The sequence below is a fragment of the Shewanella sp. SACH genome (assembly GCF_001887095.2).
In the GTDB taxonomy this organism is placed as follows: domain Bacteria; phylum Pseudomonadota; class Gammaproteobacteria; order Enterobacterales; family Shewanellaceae; genus Shewanella; species Shewanella baltica.
Genome location: NZ_MPDG02000002.1, coordinates 549,648 through 568,431, shown reverse-complemented (window position 1 = coordinate 568,431; position 18,784 = coordinate 549,648). Strand labels below are relative to the sequence as shown.

Annotated in this window: 15 protein-coding genes; 8 read left to right on the top strand and 7 right to left on the bottom strand. The window is 46.0% G+C overall.

The features are described from left to right. Positions 1 to 181: 181 nt before the first annotated feature. The 5 genes from BM607_RS10385 to fkpA all read right to left on the bottom strand — a co-directional run bounded on the left by BM607_RS10385 (position 182) and on the right by fkpA (position 5,635). A complete protein-coding gene (locus BM607_RS10385; RefSeq protein WP_006080419.1) occupies positions 182 to 424 on the bottom strand; it encodes a YgjV family protein in 243 nt (80 codons plus the stop codon). Between the two features lie 96 nt (positions 425 to 520). Next, positions 521 to 958: a PaaI family thioesterase gene (locus BM607_RS10380; protein WP_006080418.1), complete on the bottom strand. Its 438-nt coding sequence runs from the start codon at positions 956 to 958 to the stop codon at positions 521 to 523. Positions 959 to 1,063: 105 nt separating this feature from the next. Further along, positions 1,064 to 1,519 (bottom strand): hypothetical protein, encoded by a 456-nt coding sequence (locus BM607_RS21930; RefSeq protein ID WP_071938479.1) that lies wholly within the window; start codon positions 1,517 to 1,519, stop codon positions 1,064 to 1,066. Positions 1,520 to 1,629: 110 nt separating this feature from the next. After that, complete coding sequence (gene exeM / locus BM607_RS10370; protein WP_071938480.1) at positions 1,630 to 4,242, bottom strand: extracellular exonuclease ExeM; 2,613 nt, start codon at positions 4,240 to 4,242, stop codon at positions 1,630 to 1,632. A gap of 619 nt (positions 4,243 to 4,861) precedes the next feature. After that, positions 4,862 to 5,635 carry an FKBP-type peptidyl-prolyl cis-trans isomerase gene (gene fkpA / locus BM607_RS10365; protein ID WP_011845968.1) on the bottom strand — a complete coding sequence of 258 codons (774 nt, stop codon included), beginning with the start codon at positions 5,633 to 5,635 and terminating at the stop codon, positions 4,862 to 4,864. A 154-nt stretch (positions 5,636 to 5,789) separates the two neighbouring features. On the opposite strand from fkpA, the gene BM607_RS10360 reads away from it, so the two are divergent. The 7 genes from BM607_RS10360 to BM607_RS10330 all read left to right on the top strand — a co-directional run bounded on the left by BM607_RS10360 (position 5,790) and on the right by BM607_RS10330 (position 14,909). Next, positions 5,790 to 6,740, top strand: a complete 951-nt coding sequence (locus BM607_RS10360; RefSeq protein ID WP_012090064.1) for a hypothetical protein — start codon at positions 5,790 to 5,792, stop codon at positions 6,738 to 6,740. 9 nt (positions 6,741 to 6,749) lie between these two features. Beyond that, positions 6,750 to 6,962, top strand: a complete 213-nt coding sequence (locus tag BM607_RS10355; protein ID WP_006080410.1) for a SlyX family protein — start codon at positions 6,750 to 6,752, stop codon at positions 6,960 to 6,962. A gap of 64 nt (positions 6,963 to 7,026) precedes the next feature. Further along, positions 7,027 to 7,584 carry a peptide deformylase gene (gene def, locus BM607_RS10350; RefSeq protein ID WP_071938481.1) on the top strand — a complete coding sequence of 186 codons (558 nt, stop codon included), beginning with the start codon at positions 7,027 to 7,029 and terminating at the stop codon, positions 7,582 to 7,584. Further along, entirely contained in the window at positions 7,584 to 8,987 is a 1,404-nt protein-coding gene (locus BM607_RS10345; protein WP_011845965.1) for a hypothetical protein, read from the top strand. The genes def and BM607_RS10345 overlap by 1 nt, the downstream gene beginning before the upstream one ends. A gap of 69 nt (positions 8,988 to 9,056) precedes the next feature. After that, on the top strand, positions 9,057 to 9,650 hold the full coding sequence (gene lpoB, locus BM607_RS10340) for a penicillin-binding protein activator LpoB (RefSeq protein ID WP_006080406.1): 594 nt from the start codon (positions 9,057 to 9,059) through the stop codon (positions 9,648 to 9,650). A gap of 252 nt (positions 9,651 to 9,902) precedes the next feature. Then, positions 9,903 to 12,536 (top strand): aminopeptidase N, encoded by a 2,634-nt coding sequence (gene pepN, locus BM607_RS10335; protein WP_071938482.1) that lies wholly within the window; start codon positions 9,903 to 9,905, stop codon positions 12,534 to 12,536. A 480-nt stretch (positions 12,537 to 13,016) separates the two neighbouring features. After that, positions 13,017 to 14,909, top strand: a complete 1,893-nt coding sequence (locus tag BM607_RS10330) for a methyl-accepting chemotaxis protein (RefSeq protein WP_071938483.1) — start codon at positions 13,017 to 13,019, stop codon at positions 14,907 to 14,909. 137 nt (positions 14,910 to 15,046) lie between these two features. Here BM607_RS10330 and BM607_RS10325 read toward each other — a convergent pair whose 3' ends face one another. Further along, positions 15,047 to 16,543, bottom strand: a complete 1,497-nt coding sequence (locus tag BM607_RS10325) for a GGDEF domain-containing protein (protein WP_071938484.1) — start codon at positions 16,541 to 16,543, stop codon at positions 15,047 to 15,049. 294 nt (positions 16,544 to 16,837) lie between these two features. Between BM607_RS10325 and BM607_RS10320 the strand changes: the two genes are divergently transcribed. Beyond that, the gene (locus BM607_RS10320) at positions 16,838 to 17,791 is read left to right on the top strand and encodes a DUF72 domain-containing protein (RefSeq protein WP_071938485.1); all 954 of its coding nucleotides are present in this window, start codon (positions 16,838 to 16,840) and stop codon (positions 17,789 to 17,791) included. 73 nt (positions 17,792 to 17,864) lie between these two features. Here BM607_RS10320 and BM607_RS10315 read toward each other — a convergent pair whose 3' ends face one another. Then, positions 17,865 to 18,713: an isocitrate lyase/phosphoenolpyruvate mutase family protein gene (locus BM607_RS10315; RefSeq protein WP_071938486.1), complete on the bottom strand. Its 849-nt coding sequence runs from the start codon at positions 18,711 to 18,713 to the stop codon at positions 17,865 to 17,867. Between the last annotated feature and the right edge of the window lie 71 nt (positions 18,714 to 18,784).

Below are 18,784 nucleotides of genomic sequence, written 5' to 3'. Positions count from 1 at the left end.
ATAAAAAAGATTAGAAGCGAGATGACAAAGCAGATAAACGATTGCGCGGACTCACAGCCAATGATTCGCTCACATCATTTAAGATGCGGTTGAAAACCAACATGGCTGCTCGCTGCGATGAAGCTGAGTGCTGTAAAGCAAAGTGCGGTACAAGCAAGCGGAGAAAGATGATGCGTTGCCATTAACTGGCGGGTGAGTCGGCTTCGCGGTAAAGCTTAACCAGATAATAAGTGTCAATCAGCACGATAAAAAAGTTCACTAAGGCGACTGGATAAGCCCCAATTGCCACGCCGTAGGCCACAAATAAAGCCGCGCCGATGAGATTCCACCAGCGCAGTTTTTTGATGTTCGACATCATCAGTGATATTGCGACGACCACAGACGCCAAATAACCAACCCATTCCCAAATTGTCGCGTTATCCATATCCAATCCTTATTTATATATTATTTAAATCAAACGATTGATACGCCATTCACACCACAGGAAATAGGCTGGGCTATTGCACTTAGCACTTAGCATTTAGCGTTTAACGACAGCCGCCGTCATCCGTGAAATACAGGTCAATTCACCGGCGCTGTTATGGATTAACACTTCCCATACAGAGCTGCGTTTTCCTAAATGAATAGGCTTAGCCGTGGCAGTTAATAGCCCATTACGGGAAGCCCGTAAGTGGTTAGCGTTAATTTCTTGACCGACACAATAGTACTGCTCAAAATCCACCGCAAAATTTGCCGCATAGCTGGCAACAGTTTCAGCAAGCGCGACATTCGCGCCGCCATGGACTATCCCCAAAGGGTTATGCACCGCAGGACTGGCTGGCATAGTTGCCTTCATGTAATCGTCGCCAATCTCACTGATCTCAATCCCCAAGGTCTGCATCAAGGTGCCTTTGCCGCCCATACCGGCATCTAAACGCGCGCAATCCTCTAACGTGACAGCTCTAAACCAAATACTCATTGCAACTTCCTAGTCAATAAAACCAATCAGCAGTTTACTGCGAAGTGGATGAAGTTCAACTAGTTTGCGCTAAGCCAGTCCCGTCAATATTGGCAAAAATAAGACTCAAGCTAACCATTGTTTAGTGATACTCAACTGGCTAAACCAGACGAGAAACAATCCCCAAATTACCACCACACTCGGCATGATTAACGCGTCAGCCCCCAGCACAACAGCCGCTTGTTGAATGCAAAACACATAGCTCATTTGCAACAAAACCGCGATAAGCGAGGCAACCAGCACTTTATAGGCAAGGGATTTTCGTAATAACAACAATAGGCAGCCTAGAACGCCCGACACCACAGCAAAGCCAAATATCGCATCAACGAAAGCCGGCGTGGTTTCATAGAGTTTGATTTGATCTGGGCTCATTTGCGCCAAGGCATCCGGCGTCATGGTCATTTGGATCACAAAGGCCATCAGCCCCATGATATTCCACAATAAACTGAGCGTTGCGACAAAGTAAAACCACAGTGGCGCTTTCGCTTTAATGGTTTTCAGCGGATTTGAGACTGTACCCATACTCACTCCTAATAAAAACTGAAAAAAACAACTAAAAAAGGGATGGCGAACCATCCCTTCGTTTCAGTCTAGCTCACAAATAACACTTGTGAGTTCACCCGTTACACAGGTTAACGGCGACGACGTTGTAAACCAAACAAGGACATCAGTGCTAAACCTAAATAACCTAAAGCACCGCCATCATCTTTAGGCGTTGGCTCAGGTTTTGGTGGCACTACTGGCGCTGGGTAGCTTAAGGCAACGATCACAGGATCGTGGTCCGATGCAGAGAACGCATTTTCAGATTTAGCCAGATCACCAGAGAACTTCTTACCGTATTCAAACAGGTTAGATTCCACTGAGTTGATGTGCCAATCTTCAATATCCACTAAACGTTTGGCTAAGCTAGCATTGGCTAAAGCGTGGTCTAAGTTGCCTAGCTCGCCGTTATAGCTGTAAGAGTAAGTGCCTGCACCGTGGGCTTTCGTGTTCAAGTTGATCAGGCCATAGCCTTTTTCAATCTTGCTACCTTGGCGTTCAAATACTTTGCCATCGAGCGTCGTCCACGAAGCGGTCATGATGTCACGATCTGACTTGCTCGCATCAAAGTCGGTCAGCACACGGATAGGATCTTCCATGCCGTAGGCATTCATATCACCGATGATCAGTAAGTCGCCCTTCACGTCTTTTAGCATTTCACCCAAGACTTTGGCAGCAGATACGCGGAAAGCATTACACTTGCCCTGTTGATCGGCAGGATCGACTGACTCTTCAAAGTTAGCCCAATCTTCTAAACAGCCTGAGCCTTTAGATTTCAAATGGTTAACGACTACGGTCAGCGACTCATCATGGATTTTAAAGGTTTGCGCTAAGCTGTGACGTTGGTAAGCATCGTTACCTGGATTTGTCTCAGTTTTGCCATCTTTAGTACGAGTCACGCTGCCAGCACTGGCATGTTGCTCAGGAGTCTCGATAGCTTGAGCAGCACCAGCTAAGGTCACTTTGCCGCCACGGTATAACATGCCCACAGTGATAGCATCCGTGCCAAAATACTTGCCGTCATACTTGTCGGCGTCGGTGATTTCAACAAAGCTATAAGCGTTTTCAGGCGTTTGCTTCTCGTTCAGTGCATCGACTAAGTTTTTAATCGCACTCTTCTCACCAAAACCGTTGTTGGCAATTTCCATCAGACCGACGATATCGGCGTTCATGGCAGTAATAGCGCTAACGATTTTAGTGCGTTGTAGCACCATTTCTTCCAGCGTTAGCGCGCCACGGTTACTACCTGATGGATTGGTATCACCACCATCAACATCGTTAAAGAAGTTCAGCACGTTAAAGCTAGCCACACGCAGATCGCCCTTAGTTGCGACGCTTGGGGCATCAGTTCTGTCATCACCACGGATAAAATCACCCGCAGTAATAGTATTAGTTGCCACTAAACGATAAGCGCCGTAGCTGTAACCAATCACACCTTGCAGGTTCGTCAGTTGGTCGCCCACACGGATGTAGCCCGTTTCCACATTGAAATCAGGGAAGTATGGAATAACACCGTCGGCAGGTTTGTAATCAGATTCGATAAAGAGTTGGTTTTCGAGGTTAGATTTAACTAACGCAGTCGCTTCAGCAGAAAGCGCGGGATAAAGCTGTGTCGACTTCATTAGCGGTTCTTTATAAGACACTAACATGTTGTTGCGACGGCCAGCGTAATCATAGCTGAAGGTACGGCTGATCTTAAGATCGCTGCCCGCATCTAAAGCCACATTCATGCCTTCATAACGCTCTAATGCTTGCGCTAAGGTTTCGCCATCGGCGACATAGAAAGGCGCGGCAACTGGAACTTCACCCTTAGCGCCGACTTCAAATTTCTTATCGGCTTTAATATCGATTTGAGTTAAGCCAAAGTATTCTTTCACTTTACCTTGTACACAAACTTCAACCCCAGGTTGAATCGCTTCAGGTACCGCTTCACCTAAGAATACAAACACACCATCAGAGGTATACGGTGAGTTATCACCTTTCACTTCTTGTAGATAAAAACCTTTAAACAAGCTTTCACCACGAGCAGTCACGACACCGCGCACTGTAACTTCAGCTTCAGACTCAAATGCACCTTCTGGAACGTAAGGGCTAGACTCACCCGCACCTTGTACTTGATAAATCGGCACTATTTTAGCGCCGCTGCAGCTAAAGAGCGGCACTTCTGGCTCTGCTGGGGCTTCTAGATAACCTAATCCTGAGAAGGTATCTTTAGGTAATTGTTCCCACTGGGCGGCATTAAATACCGTATTCGCCACTAACGCATCTAATTTACGTTTTAGGGTAAGGTCTAATCCCCAACCCGTTGGTGTTGGTACATCGCCAATAATATCGACAACCGCATCATCTTTAACGAGTGCGACCGCATCACCACCATTAAAACTTAAACTGCCAGAGTAACTGTCAACACCTTGGTCAAGCGTGATCACAGCGCTAGAATTTAAAATGACTTTAGTCGTTTTAGGCGCAATGGATTGGCCATCTAATGCCACCATATCTGATGCAACAGTTGCCCCATCTTTATAACGAACCAGTTTATAACCCGCGAGATCAATTGCCGTATCGCCGCTGTTATACAGTTCAATTGCTTTATTGTTTGAGCTACCTTCAACATATTCGGTAATCATCACATCTGCGCTTGCCATCATAGGCAAAGCTGCTGCGACAGCTAAAGAAATCGCCGTTAACTTATTAACATTATCCATATCATCAACCCCATTATTATAATATTGCCGCTAACTTCTATTAACGTGCGGGCGGATTATTTCAGAGTTGAATGCTTAAAAAAAGAGGGCAAGATCGCACATTGCCAATGTAACACATTGATGAGTAAATGATTATGGACATGACACTGTTCACCTAGCAGAACAAGGTGATAATTCGAAAGTATTAGCCAAATAAAAACAAACAGTAAGAGTAATACACATATGCTCAGCCAAAGCACTAGCGCGAACAAATAATAACCAATATTTTAATGTGATATTTTGATGATATTTTTCAGTATGGGATACCCAATAAAATATAAAGAACGCGGCGCTTTAACAGATGACCGATATCATTAAAACGTAATTTAGTCTTCATCATTTTGAAATAAATCCAACGCTAAAACGGACTGGATTTAATGATTAATCTCATCCATTGGCATAGCCGATAGATATTGATGGTTGCTATACAAAACTAAACATGACTAAAGACTGCAAACCTTGTATAGCATGGCAATAAATTAAGCATTAAAACAATAATGTGATTTTTACAGACAAAAAAATACCGCCCATTTAGGAGCGGTATTTCACTTACTGCGTATTAAATGCGGCAGTTAATTCATTACTTTTTAGCTGCTGGTTCAGCGGCTGGCGTTGCAGACGCTTTCTCAACTGATTTCAATTCAACTTCAAAAACCAGTGTGGAATTTGGTGGAATAGTACCAGTGTCACGCTCGCCATAGGCTAAGTTTGCAGGAATAACAAACTTGTACTTAGCGCCAACAGGCATTAATTGAACGCCTTCGGTCCAGCCTGGGATCACGCGGTTCAGTGGGAACTTAGCCGTTTGACCACGTTTGTATGAACTGTCGAACTCAGTACCGTCGATTAAAGTACCCACATAATCCACTTCTACAGTGTCTTCTGCAGCAGGTTTTTCGCCAGTACCTGGTGTTAATACTTCGTATTGTAAGCCAGACTCAGTTGTCACTACGCCAGACTTAGCCTTATTTTCTTCAAGGAATTTTTTACCGTCTTCGATGTTCTTAGCGGAAATCGCAGTCGCTTGTTCCTGACGTTTATCGTTTAACTTTTTATCTAGACCTTGAAGAATGGTTTGCATTTCTTCTTCGGTTAATTTTAATTGGTCATTCAGACCATTAGTGAAACCAGTGACGATCAGAGTGCGATCAACTGGTAGGCCTAATTCTTCTTGCTCTTTGATATGGCCAGACATGTAACGACCGATTGAAGCGCCTACACTGTAAGCTTCTTTTTGAGCTTCTGTCGTTAATTCAACACTTGTACTCGCAGTAGCTGCTTTTTCTTCTTGATTACAAGCAGATAGGCCAATAACAGCCAATGCAACTAACGATAATTTATAAATCGATTTCATTAAAGCTTCCTCAGCATCCTCAAGCGGTTACAATAACCTAAGCGAGACAACTTTATACTAGTTATCTCGGTTATACCAACTAGATTCTTTATGGGTTAACAGTGATTAATGTCACTTGATCAAGTCTAAAGACAGCAACTTAGGGAGCAAGTTCATGAAGAAAAATCTACTGCTGGTAATTTGCACAATTTTTCTGACAGCTTGCCATCCTAAAGCGGAAGACATTAGCGTTCTCACCACGGAACCTAGCTATAGCGCGAGTCTATCGAGCAATGGACAATTCGCCTTAGTCGCCACCCAAAGTAGTGGAGTCCAATGCTGGGATCTCAGCACCCATACACTTAAATACCAATGGATACATGGCGATATCAATACTGGCGTCACAGGTACGGCGATTTCGCCCAACGGACTATTTGCTGCGTCGTTAAGCCGAGATTCAGTTGCCATGTGGAGAATAGCCGACGGAAAATCCCTAGGATGGTGGTCTTTGCCTTCATCCGGTGAAAGCGTGGCGGTAGCTGATAATGGCGCGCTACTCATTGGTTTAAATGATGGTTCCGTTATGTCACTCAATGCCGCCCAAAGTGCCTTAATCAAATTTCTGGGACATAAAGATCGCGTCAATAGCGTGGCCCTCTCCGCGGATGGCCGTTTAGCATTAACGGGGTCGAATGATATGCAGGCGATTCTTTGGCAGGCGCAAACGGGTCAGCCGCTTCATACTTGGACCTTAGGCAGCCGTATCACTAAAGTGGCGCTTAACGACAGTGGCACACTAAGTTTTACCAATGGCAGCACAAATGAAGCCAAAATCTGGGATAACACTAGCGGTAAACTGTTAAATCAGTTAGATATTACCCGTCGGCAGATGAACTTTTCCGCGGTGAGGTTTATCAAACAAGACAGCCAGATATTAACGGGAACGCCGGCGCGGGAAGTCATATTGTGGCAACGTGACTCGGGTAAGGAAATTGAAAAATGGCAGGTTGCACTCACTAAAAACAGCCAAAATCGAGGAGCCGTTGTATACTCTGTGGCAATTCGAGATACCAATAAAGTTGTTAGTATCAGTAGCCAAGGCTTAGTTGAGACTTGGCAGCAATAGAGGTTAGTCATGCAAGGCGTACAAGCACAGATTGAAGATCTAGAAACCAAATTGGCTTTTCAAGAGCTCACAGTCGAAGAGTTAAACCAAGAAGTGATCAAATTAAATCGACTTGTGGCTCACCAGCAGCACCAAATTCACATGTTAATTGGTAAGTTACAAGACATGGAACCGAGTAATATGGCGACTCAGGCTGAAGAAACGCCGCCGCCACATTACTAATACTGACGCTTTAAAATAAGACTTTGATTCAAAGACGGTTACCGCAAAATATCCAGGGAATGCGATGTTTAAACATTTGATGCCAATACAAACCCCGCCTTTATTACCCATAGCGTTAGTGGGTGAAGCTATCCTAGGGCAGACTGCAATTGCAGTGCATCATTTCGATGCCGAGCTCGCGCACCTTGCAGAGCAAATGTCTGCCAGCATGGAAGCCGCCAAAGGCGTTGGCATCGCGGCACCACAGGTTCACAGTCCCTTAGCCTTATTTATTATGGCTTCTCGCCCAAATGAGCGTTATCCAGACGCACCCAATATGGCGCCTGTGGTCGTGGTTAATCCGCAAATAATTCATGCATCGAGTGACTTAGTCGGCGGCGAAGAAGGTTGCCTGTCCGTTCCCGGTCAACGATTTAACATACTAAGACATCAAGCCATTGAAGTGCGCTACCAGAATTTACAAGGCGAGTGGCAACAGGCCGAATTAACAGGCTTTATTGCGCGGATTTTTCAACACGAATTTGATCACCTGCAAGGGATCACCTTACTCGAGCGTTCACGTATGCCTGAACAGGCTCAGTTGATTTCAGCCCAGTCCATCGAACAAGGTGAAGCCCAATAATGAAACTGTCTTTGGTTACACCTTTATCTCGCGCGTTTATCGCCCCCGCTTTGGCAATGGGGTTGGTGTTAAGTTTATCGGGCTGCGCCTACAACAGTATTTTTATTAATTACCCTTCACAGATTGAACCGCTCAAACAAGAGTTGAATAGTGCAACGCCCTTGGCCGATATCGACAAACTTGCCAGTAATATCAATGGCAACGATGGCCTACTCTATGCTCAAGAAGCGGGCCGTATTGCTCAAGTCGCCGGCGATTTTGCGGCCAGTAAAAAGTACTACCAACAAGCGGTCGATGCTTACACCGCCTTTGATGATAAGGCCAAAGTCAGCGTCAGTGATATTAGTGCCACAGCCAGCAGCTTAGTGTTAAACGACAATGCGATCCCGTATCGTGGTCCTGGGTATGAACGCATCATGCTGCACCAATACCAAGCGCTGAATTATTTATTTAGTGGCGATTACCAAGGCGCTTTAGTCGAAGTTCGTCGCAGTAACGAGTTACAAAGCAGCGAGCAAGAGCGCTATCAAAAATCGCAAAAGTCAGTGCAAGCCATGGCAAACGGGACTATCGATGCCGAGGTCAACAAGCTAGGCCAAGCCGCAGGCACTGTGACGAGTTCTTTCTTAAACGCTTACAGCTATTACACCACTGGCGTATTACATGAAGTGCTGGGTGAGCCGAACGATGCCTATATCGATTATCGTAAAGCGGCGCAAATCACCCCAGACAACACCTATTTACAGCAAGATCTGGTGCGTCTCGCCAAGCAACTCGGCATGCCGCAATATGATGAGTTTAAACGTCGTTGGGGCGATGCTAAATTACCTAATCCCAAAGATGGCCAAGTGATTTTGATGGTCGAGCGCGGCTTTGTGCCTGCTAAGCAAGCCCTCACCGTGCCTTTTACTATCCATGGCAATTGGCAAACCGTGTCGCTAGCCACTTACATGCCAAACAATACTTTTGTGCCAGAGACGCAAGTGCAAGGTTTAGGTACAGTGCTGAAAACTGAACCTATTGCCAATATTGATGCCTTAGCCATCACAGCACTCAAGGAAGATCTGCCCGCAACCTTGGTTCGCCAAGTCGCACGTGTCTATGCCAAATCTGAGATGGCCTATCAGGTTGGAAAGAGTGGCAGCCCCGGAAACAATGCCGCCGATATTGGCAGCATAGCGATGCAGATTTTTAACGTAGTAACAGAGCAAGCGGATCGCCGTAGTTGGCTGACTCTGCCTAAACAAGCACAGATCGGGCGGCGTTATTTGAGTGCGGGAGAATACACTTTGCAGTTAGATAAAGCGCCACCGGCAAAAATTGACGTTGCAGCAGGCAAAACCACCTTAGTCTGGGCAATTGATACTGGTAATTACACCCGAATTTATTCAATAATCATTTAGCCTAGCGGTTGTGGTATTTGAATAAGACGTGTGTCATTAAGTTTATACAATCACAAAATGGAACTGACTATGAAACAATTTAAACTGATTTTTGTGCTGGCTGCCGTTATGGGTCTGGCTGCATGTCAATCTAAAGTCGAATATGGCGATGCCACCGAAGTTGAAACCGTCAATGAGAACTTTGGCTCAACGGATCTACAAGCTATTGCAGCCAAGATGGTGGATAGCATGATGACTTTCCCTCCTATCGTGGCCATGACAGCCAATAGCCGTCCGATTTTATTTGTCGACAGCATCAAGAACAAAACCTCAGAGCATATTGATACTGAGTCTGTTACTGACTCTATCAGCAACAAACTATTGCGCTCAGGCAAGTTCCGTTTTATCGACATGACTAAAGTAGATTCAGTCCGTAAGCAATTGGATTACCAAAACAACACTGGCATGGTTGATCCATCAACCGCCATCAAGTTTGGTCGTCAAATCGGCGCGCAATACATGTTATACGGCAATTTATCTAGCATAGTTAAGCAAGACGGTAGCACTAAAGACGTGTACTACAAGATGACAATGCGTTTAATGGATTTAGAAACAGGCCTGATCGAATGGTCTGATGAAAAAGAAATCCGTAAGATGAAGTCTAAGTCTTTCTTAGGCATGTAATTGTCTCTTGGCGCTTACTGTCGCCAAACAGAGTTTCCAAGAAGCCAGCTTAAACGCTGGCTTTTTTTTACATTTTTAACATTGGTTATCCAAGGTAAATAAGGTAGTGTACTCGGCCAAAATACACTGCAATGATACTGGTTCAAATCGGCGCTGGCGCAGGGGATCATTTGCCACTCAGGCAACCCCAAACACCCGACATTGAAACAATATTCAAGCAGAAAACAAAACAAATTGTTGAAGGATTCAGTTGTGAACTTGTTTAAAGCCAGTTTTGTTGCCCTTGCCTGCGGCGCATTGATGTCGTGTGCCACCCAAAGCACTCTTAATACGGGTCCACGTGACGCCAGTGCTTTCATTAGCCAGTATCAGGCCGCGCTGCGCTCACAGATCATTTCCGATGTTCGCTATGAACTGGATTTTCAGCTCACAGGGGAAGCCGAGTTTTCTGCCACCTCTAAAGTGACCTTTCAATTAAGTGAAATACCAAAACAACTGAGCTTAGATTTAAACAAGGCACAGATAAAACGCTTTATCATCAACGGCACCGCCGTATATCCAAACTATAATGGCGCTTACATTAGCTTAAATACGCGTCTGCTGACCTCGGGTGAAAACACGGTTGAAGTGCAGTTTACCCGCCCTCACAGCACCAACGGCGAAGGTTTGCACCGTTTTAAAGATCCGGTCGATGGCAAGGTCTACCTCTATTCGCATTTTGAACCCGCCGCCGCGCAGCAAATGTTTGCCGTATTCGACCAACCGGATATCAAAGCCAACTATCAGATTACGGTCACAGCGCCCAAAGATTGGCAAGTGATTAGCACTATGCGTGAAAGCCAAATCACTCCAGCGGGCGCTTACAATCGTTGGACCTTCCCTGATACGCCAAAACTCAGTCCGTATAACTTTTCTATGCATGCGGGCCCTTACCACATGTGGCAGGACAACTCGGGCCGCTATCCGATGCGCCTGTTCGCCCGTGAATCAGTGGCGAATCAAGTCACACCGCAGGATTGGTTTAACTATACCAAACAAGGGTTAACCTTCTTCGATAACTACTTTGGTATTCCGTATCCCTTTAAGAAATATGATCAAATTCTGGTGCCTGATTTCCTCTATGGCGCCATGGAAAACGCGGGGGCTGTGACCTTTGCCGAGGATCATTTCCTCTATAAAGCAGCCATGACGGCAGATCAAAAACAAAGCCTAGCCGGCGTGATCATGCATGAAATGGCGCATCAATGGTTTGGCGATCTCGTGACCATGAAATGGTGGAATGGCCTGTGGCTCAATGAAAGCTTTGCCTCCTTTATGGGCACGCTTGCGACTCAGGAGGCGACCGAATTCACCAATGCTTGGCGCACTTTTTACGCCAAAGGCAAACAAAGAGCTTATGAGCAGGACAGCTTAGTCACTACGCATCCAATTGAAGTGCCAGTGGCAACGACCCAAAACGCCTTCGACAATATCGATGCGATCACTTATCAAAAAGGCGCATCGACACTGAAACAACTGCGCCACTTGCTGGGCGACATGGTGTTTCGCCGTGGAGTCAGCAATTATTTAAAACAATATAGTTATCAAAATGCCGAGTTAGATGATTTTATCAATAGCCTAGGCAAAGCCGCTGGTCGTGATTTAAGCGCATGGACTCAAGAATGGCTCTACAGCGCGGGCGTTAACACCATCAAGGCGGAATATCGCTGTGAAGGTAACCGTATCAGCGACTTTAGCCTGATACAGCTCCCTGCAAGCGCTGAGCTGCCAACATTACGCGAACAAAAAGTCCAAGTGGCACTTTTTACCCAAGGCCGCTTCGATTTGCGTCATGACGTCAAAGTGCCAGTCACTTACAAGGGTGAGCGTACCGAAGTCAAACAACTGATTGGTGAGCGCTGTCCAGACTTAGTCTATCCAAACTTTGATGATTGGGGCTTTGTGAAAGTCGAGCTAGATGACAAATCCTTTAACACCGCAAAACAGCAGTTGAGTAATGTGTCAGATCCACTGCTGCGCTCTATGCTGTGGCAAAGTCTGTGGGACAGCGTTCGTGAAGGTAAATTGAGCTTAGATCAATACCTAAGCACAGTGTTTGTTAACGCACCTGCTGAGACGGACTACACGATTGTCGGTCAGATCATCGATAGCATGTTGCGCTCGAAGCAGTATCTCGCACAAATCGCACCTATTCAGCAAAACTACGCTGAGAATGCAATCAAAGGCTTAAGCCAGATGAGCCTTAGAAAAGCGATGGAAAGCAAAGGCGATAATGACTTCCAACGTATTTGGTTCGATGCGTATGTCAGTTTAGCCAGCGACAGGGATTCATTGCGCCATTTAGCGCAACTCGTTGACGGTGAAGCAAAAATTAAGGGGTTAACCTTAGATCAAGATTTACGCTGGGCGATCATCACCCAGCTCAATCGCTATGATTTCCCTAACGCGCAGCAACGTTTAACCAAAGAAGCGGCCAAGGATAATTCGGACTCAGGCGAAAAAGCTGCGCTTGCGGCGCAAGTGATCCGCCCAGAAGCGGCGGCCAAACGTCGCTGGTTAAGCAAGGTTCATCAAGACAGCCTGCCTTTCTCTAAGCAACGGATCATTATGGAAAATCTTTATCCTGCGGAGCAGAAACTATTGAGCGCGGCTACGGCGGAAGAACGTCTGGCGAGCTTGAGGGATATGGATAAAAAAGGCCCTGTGTTTATGCGTAACTACGCTCACAACTTGATTCCTACTGATTGTAACTACACTAGCATAGCGGCATTGGATAAAGTGCTTGATAGCCAAACTGGATTATCGAATCTCACCCGCCGCAATCTATTAGAAACCCGTCAAATTGAACAGCGCTGCGTGCTGATCAAAAATAAAATGACCCAATGAGATTAAGGCCATTTTAGAATTAACAAGGAGCTTCTAGGAGCTCCTTTTTTATGTGCCGTAATAAATGAAGCCTAAGCACGAAGCAGAACAACAAGACTCCCCACAGAAACTTAGCCTTCAAATAAACAAGTTGTCATTCTGAATAATAACTCGTAAAACGGTAACATATTTAATTATATCGTTAGCGAGAACGAGTATATTTTAACGGTCTACTGACGATAAAGAATGATATTTGTCATTTGTAGAATATTATTCATCCCTCCTCGATTCAATCTTCTCAGTTTTATCGAGTAGCCATTAATAAAGAATGGCTCACTCAATCGTTATTAACATAAAAATCATGTGATTATAAAAATTTTAAATTATGGGAGTCACTTCTAAATTTATTACTATAATTCACTCATGGTTTAATGTTTTCCCCCTTGCTGCCGCTATACTAAAACAACGTTAGAGAGCTAACGGAATATAAAGGAATAGATTATGCGATCGACACTCAAAACACGGCTGCTGTTCAGCAGTCTTTCCGCTGTACTGATCACTATTGCTGTACTCGTAAGTATCTCAACTTATTTCATTAGAAATAATGCGTTAGAAAATACCCAGAATGAAATAGACCAACTGGCGAATACCTTTTCATCCGGCATTGGTCAGTGGATGCAAGACAGAAAAATGGCCATTACCAGCCTAAAACAAACCATTGAAGCCGATCCGAGTACAAACGTTACCCCTCATTTATTGCAAGCGCACACTGCGGTTGACTTTGCCCTCACCTATTATGGCGACGAGCAAGGCAACATGTATCGCCAAGATCCGTCTCTGAATACTGCGAATTATGATCCCCGCGTCCGCCCTTGGTATATGGACGCTAAAGCTGCCGGTAAAATGATCATGACGGCACCCTACGTCAGCGCCACACTGAAAAAACAAGTCGTGACCATTGCCGAACCTGTAATGAGTTCGGGCCAGCTGATAGGCGTGGCAGCAGCGAACTTAACCATAGATCAATTGACCGATGCGGTGCAGCGCCTCGAAGTACCGGGCGAAGGTTATACCTTGATGGTCGATAATGCGGGACTCATCATCAGTCATCCCAATAGCCAGCTCAATACCCAACAACTCACGAAAATTGATAGTGATTTTAGTAATAGTTGGTTATCACAGCGCACCAATGCCAATACCATGGAAGAACGCACCCTCGATGGCGCCACTAAGTTAGTTTATGTGGCGGCAATTCCCTCGACAGACTGGGCGCTGATTTTCGTGATGGATAAAAAGGAAATCATGTCACAGGCAACCGATCTTGCCTGGTGGATGTCGGCCGTAGGTGTCGCCCTATTAGTGCTATTTGGCTTGATTTTAATCGCGATTTTCAAAATCCAATTCAAAGATCTCGAACGCGTTGCCCAAGCACTCAATGATATCGCCGAAGGTGATGGCGACCTGACTGTGCGCATTCATACTGCCAACAGTCACGATGAAATTGGTATGTTGGCATCGGGCTTTAACCGCTTTGTGGAACGTCTCCATGGCATGATTTCCCGTATGCACAAGATTGCAGGTCAATTGGAGCATCAAGCCCAAGGCAGCAGCGCTTCGGCCACAGATAACAGCCAACGCATTGAAGTCCAACAAGATGAAGTGACTATGGTCGCCACGGCTGTCACTGAAATGGCCAGTGCCACCGAAGAGATTGCCAGCAACGCCGAGCACACAGCACAAACGGCGCAAAATGCAGTCGGGCTTTCGAATCATGGCCACAAACAAGTCGCCCAGAGTCAGCAATCTATCCGTAATTTAGCCAGTGAAGTTGAAACTGCCGGCCGAATTATCGGTGAGCTGAATGAGCACTCACAGAAGATCAACAGTATTCTGTTAACGATCAGTGGCATCGCCGAACAAACCAACTTACTCGCACTCAACGCGGCCATTGAAGCCGCGCGTGCGGGTGAACAGGGTCGCGGTTTTGCTGTGGTTGCCGATGAAGTTCGAGTACTGTCACAACGCACTCATTCATCGACCCAAGAAATTCAAGCGATGATCGAAACCCTCCAACAAACCGCCGGTAAAGCTGTTAAATCTATGACTCAGAGTCATGAAATGGCAGAAACCAGTGTGGCCGACGCCAATTCCGCCAGCGAAAGTTTGTTGCTGATCAGTAAAGCCATTAATGATATTTCAGATATGGCGAGCCAAATTGCCACGGCAGCTGAAGAGCAAACTTCAGTCACCAGCGAAATCAACCGCAATACTGAGTCGATTCGTGAAGTGTCAGAGAATCTGTCGATTGAGGCGCAAACCTCTATGGTGCAAGCGCAGGAACTCGCCCACTTAGCCGCGTCATTACAGCAAGAAGTGAATCGCTTCAAACTGTAGAGTCATCACGGACTCTATACCCTGATACCGTAAAACCGCTACATACAATAATGCCCGCGAATGTCACTGACATTCGCGGGCATTTCTTTACACATTCCAGTAATTCAAACTCTTGCGCTTGAACGTCTCAATCGAACTCACACTATCTTAGTCACCTTGTTTTCAAGGTTATTTAACTCAGTGTCTTTTAATTCACGGTCTTCTAACTCAGTGTCTTTTAACTCAGCGCTCTTTAACTCAGGAGCCGCTGTGAAAGGATCTGCATGCAGGTTTCTCAGCCCTTGATAGCCCATTTCAATGCGATTGCCCCCATTCTTCTTGGCCTTATACATGGCCGCATCCGCACAGGAAAGTAACTGTTTTTCGTCCGTGCCGTGCTCCGGATACAGGGCAATACCGATACTTGGCAGAATATGGATTTGCTGATCGGTAAGCTCAAAGGGTTGATTGAGGACTTGTAATATTTTTTGCGCTGCCAACAGGGTATTTTGTGCCGAATCAACGCGCTCAAGTAAGATGACAAACTCGTCGCCCCCAAAACGCGCTACGGTATCAGAGCCCCTTACACAACTGACAATACGTTGTGCTGTCACTTGCAGCAATAAATCGCCCACACTATGGCCAAAGGTATCGTTCACCCACTTAAACTTATCTAAGTCTAAATAAAGTAAAGAGAAATAACTTGATTCCCTATGGGCTCGGGATAGTGCCTTTTGAAACCTGTCGTAAAAAAGCTCACGATTGGGCAACAGGGTTAGCTGATCATACAGCGCAATATGCTCTAATCGCGCAAGCATTTGTCGGCGTTCAATCGCAAAGGCAATTTGCGTAGAAACAAACTCCAATAGCTCACGGTCTTGGTGCGTATAAGAAGCCGAAGTGGGCAAGCTATGCATCATCAAGGCACCGATAACACCTTTTTGCAGCTTTAGCGGCACACCCAGCCAACTTAAATTGCCATTACCCAGCTCTTCGCGAATCGCTTGAGGATACTCAGATAAGGTCACGGGACACAGGAGTAAAGATTCTGCACTGTGGATCACTTGTTCGGTAAACAAGCTGAAACTTGCAATATCGACCAGTGAATTATCACCCGCAGCGGCTTTGTAAGGGAAACTGAGTTCATTTAAATCTTGATCGTACAATGCGATGGCAAAGTTTGCCGCGGGCAGCAATTTTGCAATGATTTCATGGATGCGGCGATATAGGGCTAGCAAGTCCTCAGCGACATGCACAGCTTCAGAAATCTCATACAGTGCAGCTTGTCTGCGTTCGGCGTTTTTACTCTTAGAGATATCTCTGGCGACCGCGACGCGTTGTTGGTAAGCATCGGACCAGCGTGCGGACCACAAAATATCGACAATGACGCCGTCTTTACGCACATAACGGTTTTCGAAATCGACCTTATAGCGGCCAGTCATAATCTCATTGGCGGTTGCGAGTGTGCGCTCTCTATCCTCAGGAATAACAAGATCGAGCATCTGCATGCCAATCATTTCTTCTGGGGTATAGCCAAAAATGCGTTCTGCCCCGGCACTGACAAATTCAAACCGCCCCGCTTTATCGACGACGCAAATAGCATCCAAGAGAAGGTCGATAAAATTGCTTAGGGAAGTGTAGCCATCATTATTCACGCAGTTCTCCAATAAACGTCTGTCTTTGGCTAAGTCTTAAACTCGATCATAAGCATAAAAAGAGTAATAACGCACTATTAGAGTAGGTTAATTTTCAATGTCATTCCAGAGTTGGCCAAGTTAAGTCCAGCTTTTACAGGATTAAATGCACAACAAAATCAAATACAATACCTCAAGCCATCAGCGGCTCGATTTGACTCTAGACTATTAGTATCGGCACAATGCCCCCAAACCCTAGCCTACATAAGGCTAGGGTTTGGGGGCAAATGTGAATAAAATTTAAGGAATTTATTTTTGGATGAGTTGCGTTCTGGGTTAGATAAACCCAGCCATTTTCGCCTTGGCCTAGCCATGTGGTCACACTCGAATTGGCAAGAGAGTGTTTATGGCCATGGGATTAAACAAGCGGAGCGACTCGCCCGTTACGCCACGATATTCAACACTGTCGAAGGTAATACCAGCTTCTACGCGACGCCTGCACAGCAAACCGTGATGAACTGGCACAGTGCCACGCCCGATGATTTTCGCTTTACTTTCAAGCTGCCGCAAACCATTACTCACCAAAGACTATTGCAACACTGCGGCCAAGAGTTGAAGGATTTCTTCCAAGTAATGGCGCCATTAATCGATAAAACGGGGATCTGGAAAATTCAACTTCCCGCCCATTTCGGCCCAGAAAACTTACCTGTGTTAGCGCAATTTCTCAATCAAGTCCCCCAAGGATTAACCTATGGCGTTGAAGTCAGGCATGCAGCGTTTTTTGCGAAGGGAGAAGCCGAGCGTGCACTTAATCGATTACTTATCGATAAAAAAGTGAATCGCATCATCATGGATAGCAGACCCTTGTTTGCCCTGCCGCCCAGCAACGCCGCCATTATCGACGCCCACAAGAAAAAACCGCGGGTGCCAGTGCATGCGATTGCCACCGCCAACAATCCTGTGGTGCGCTTTATCGGCCAACCAGACGATGCCGTAGCACAACTCGCGCAGCAAGGCGTAAGCGCTTTGCCTAAGGATAACGATGCCTTTTTTGATAATTGGCTCACCCAGCTCCCGCTGTGGCTCGCAGAAGGTCGTGAGCCCTATCTGTTTATTCATACTCCCGATAATGAAACCGCGCCTGAACTAGCCATCCGTCTCTATCAAACATTGCGCAGCCAAATTGCAGCGCAGATTCAACTCGCCGAGTTAAGCCTACTTGAGAAGATACCTGAGGAGACAAGTACGCAGATGGGACTTGCTTGGTAAAAGGGCGCGAGGTAAAACGGACGTAAGAAGGAACCCACAGCAAGCTCGCCGTGGGTATAGATTAAAAACAGCTTTAACTCGGGATAAATAAGTTATTCATTTGCTCAAAATCAAGGGCAATGGCTTTAGGTATTGAACCGTTATCAACGGCAATAACCGCATCTTTTGGCTGCAGCTGAAACGGCTTTGCCTTAATTGAATTTAACAAAATTGGATTAAACAAAGTGTCATAGGCTTGTAAAAATGAAGCCGGACCGGTGGAAAAACGCTGCACACCTGCGGCAAATAACTCGCCGATATCCATCTGCTCATTCAATAGCATAAAATTCAGTGGCATATCCACAGCGGCAGACAAGCGCTTAGCGGTCTCGACCTGATTAGCGCCAGGGATAAAGCCGCCATCAGCGCCCGCAGCCTGATATTGAGTTAACCTATCGATTGTCATAGCGACCGCGGCATCACCACTGGCTAAGCCCAGTAAATACACATCGGTTCGCGCATTAATAAATAATCCTTGGCAACGAGGATGTGTGCGAATAGCCTGAATTTTTGCCACCATCTCAGCAACACCTGCACTGCCATCCTCAATATTAATCCCTGCTACACCAAGCTCAGCGAGCTGTGCAACAAAAGTAGCAACCTCATCGGGATCTTGGCTATAACCAGATTCAATATCTATCGTCACGGGCACTCGGCTCAGCCGTAGGATATGGTTCACTGCGTCCAATAAGGCCGCTTTAGGTAGCGCTTGGCCATCGGGATAACCGAGCGACCAAGCCAATGCCGCGCTACTGGTCGCAATCGCACGGGCGCCCGATGCTTGGATGATGGCCGCACTGGCGGCATCCCAAGCGTTAGTGAATATCAGCGGCTCTGATTGTTGGTGTAGTGCTTTGAAAAGTATTCTAGATTGCTCAGCCATCTTATGTCCTTGTTAGTGTTGAAAGCTCAACTCTAACAAGATGGCTTAGGTCATTATCGCGGAAAACGGCA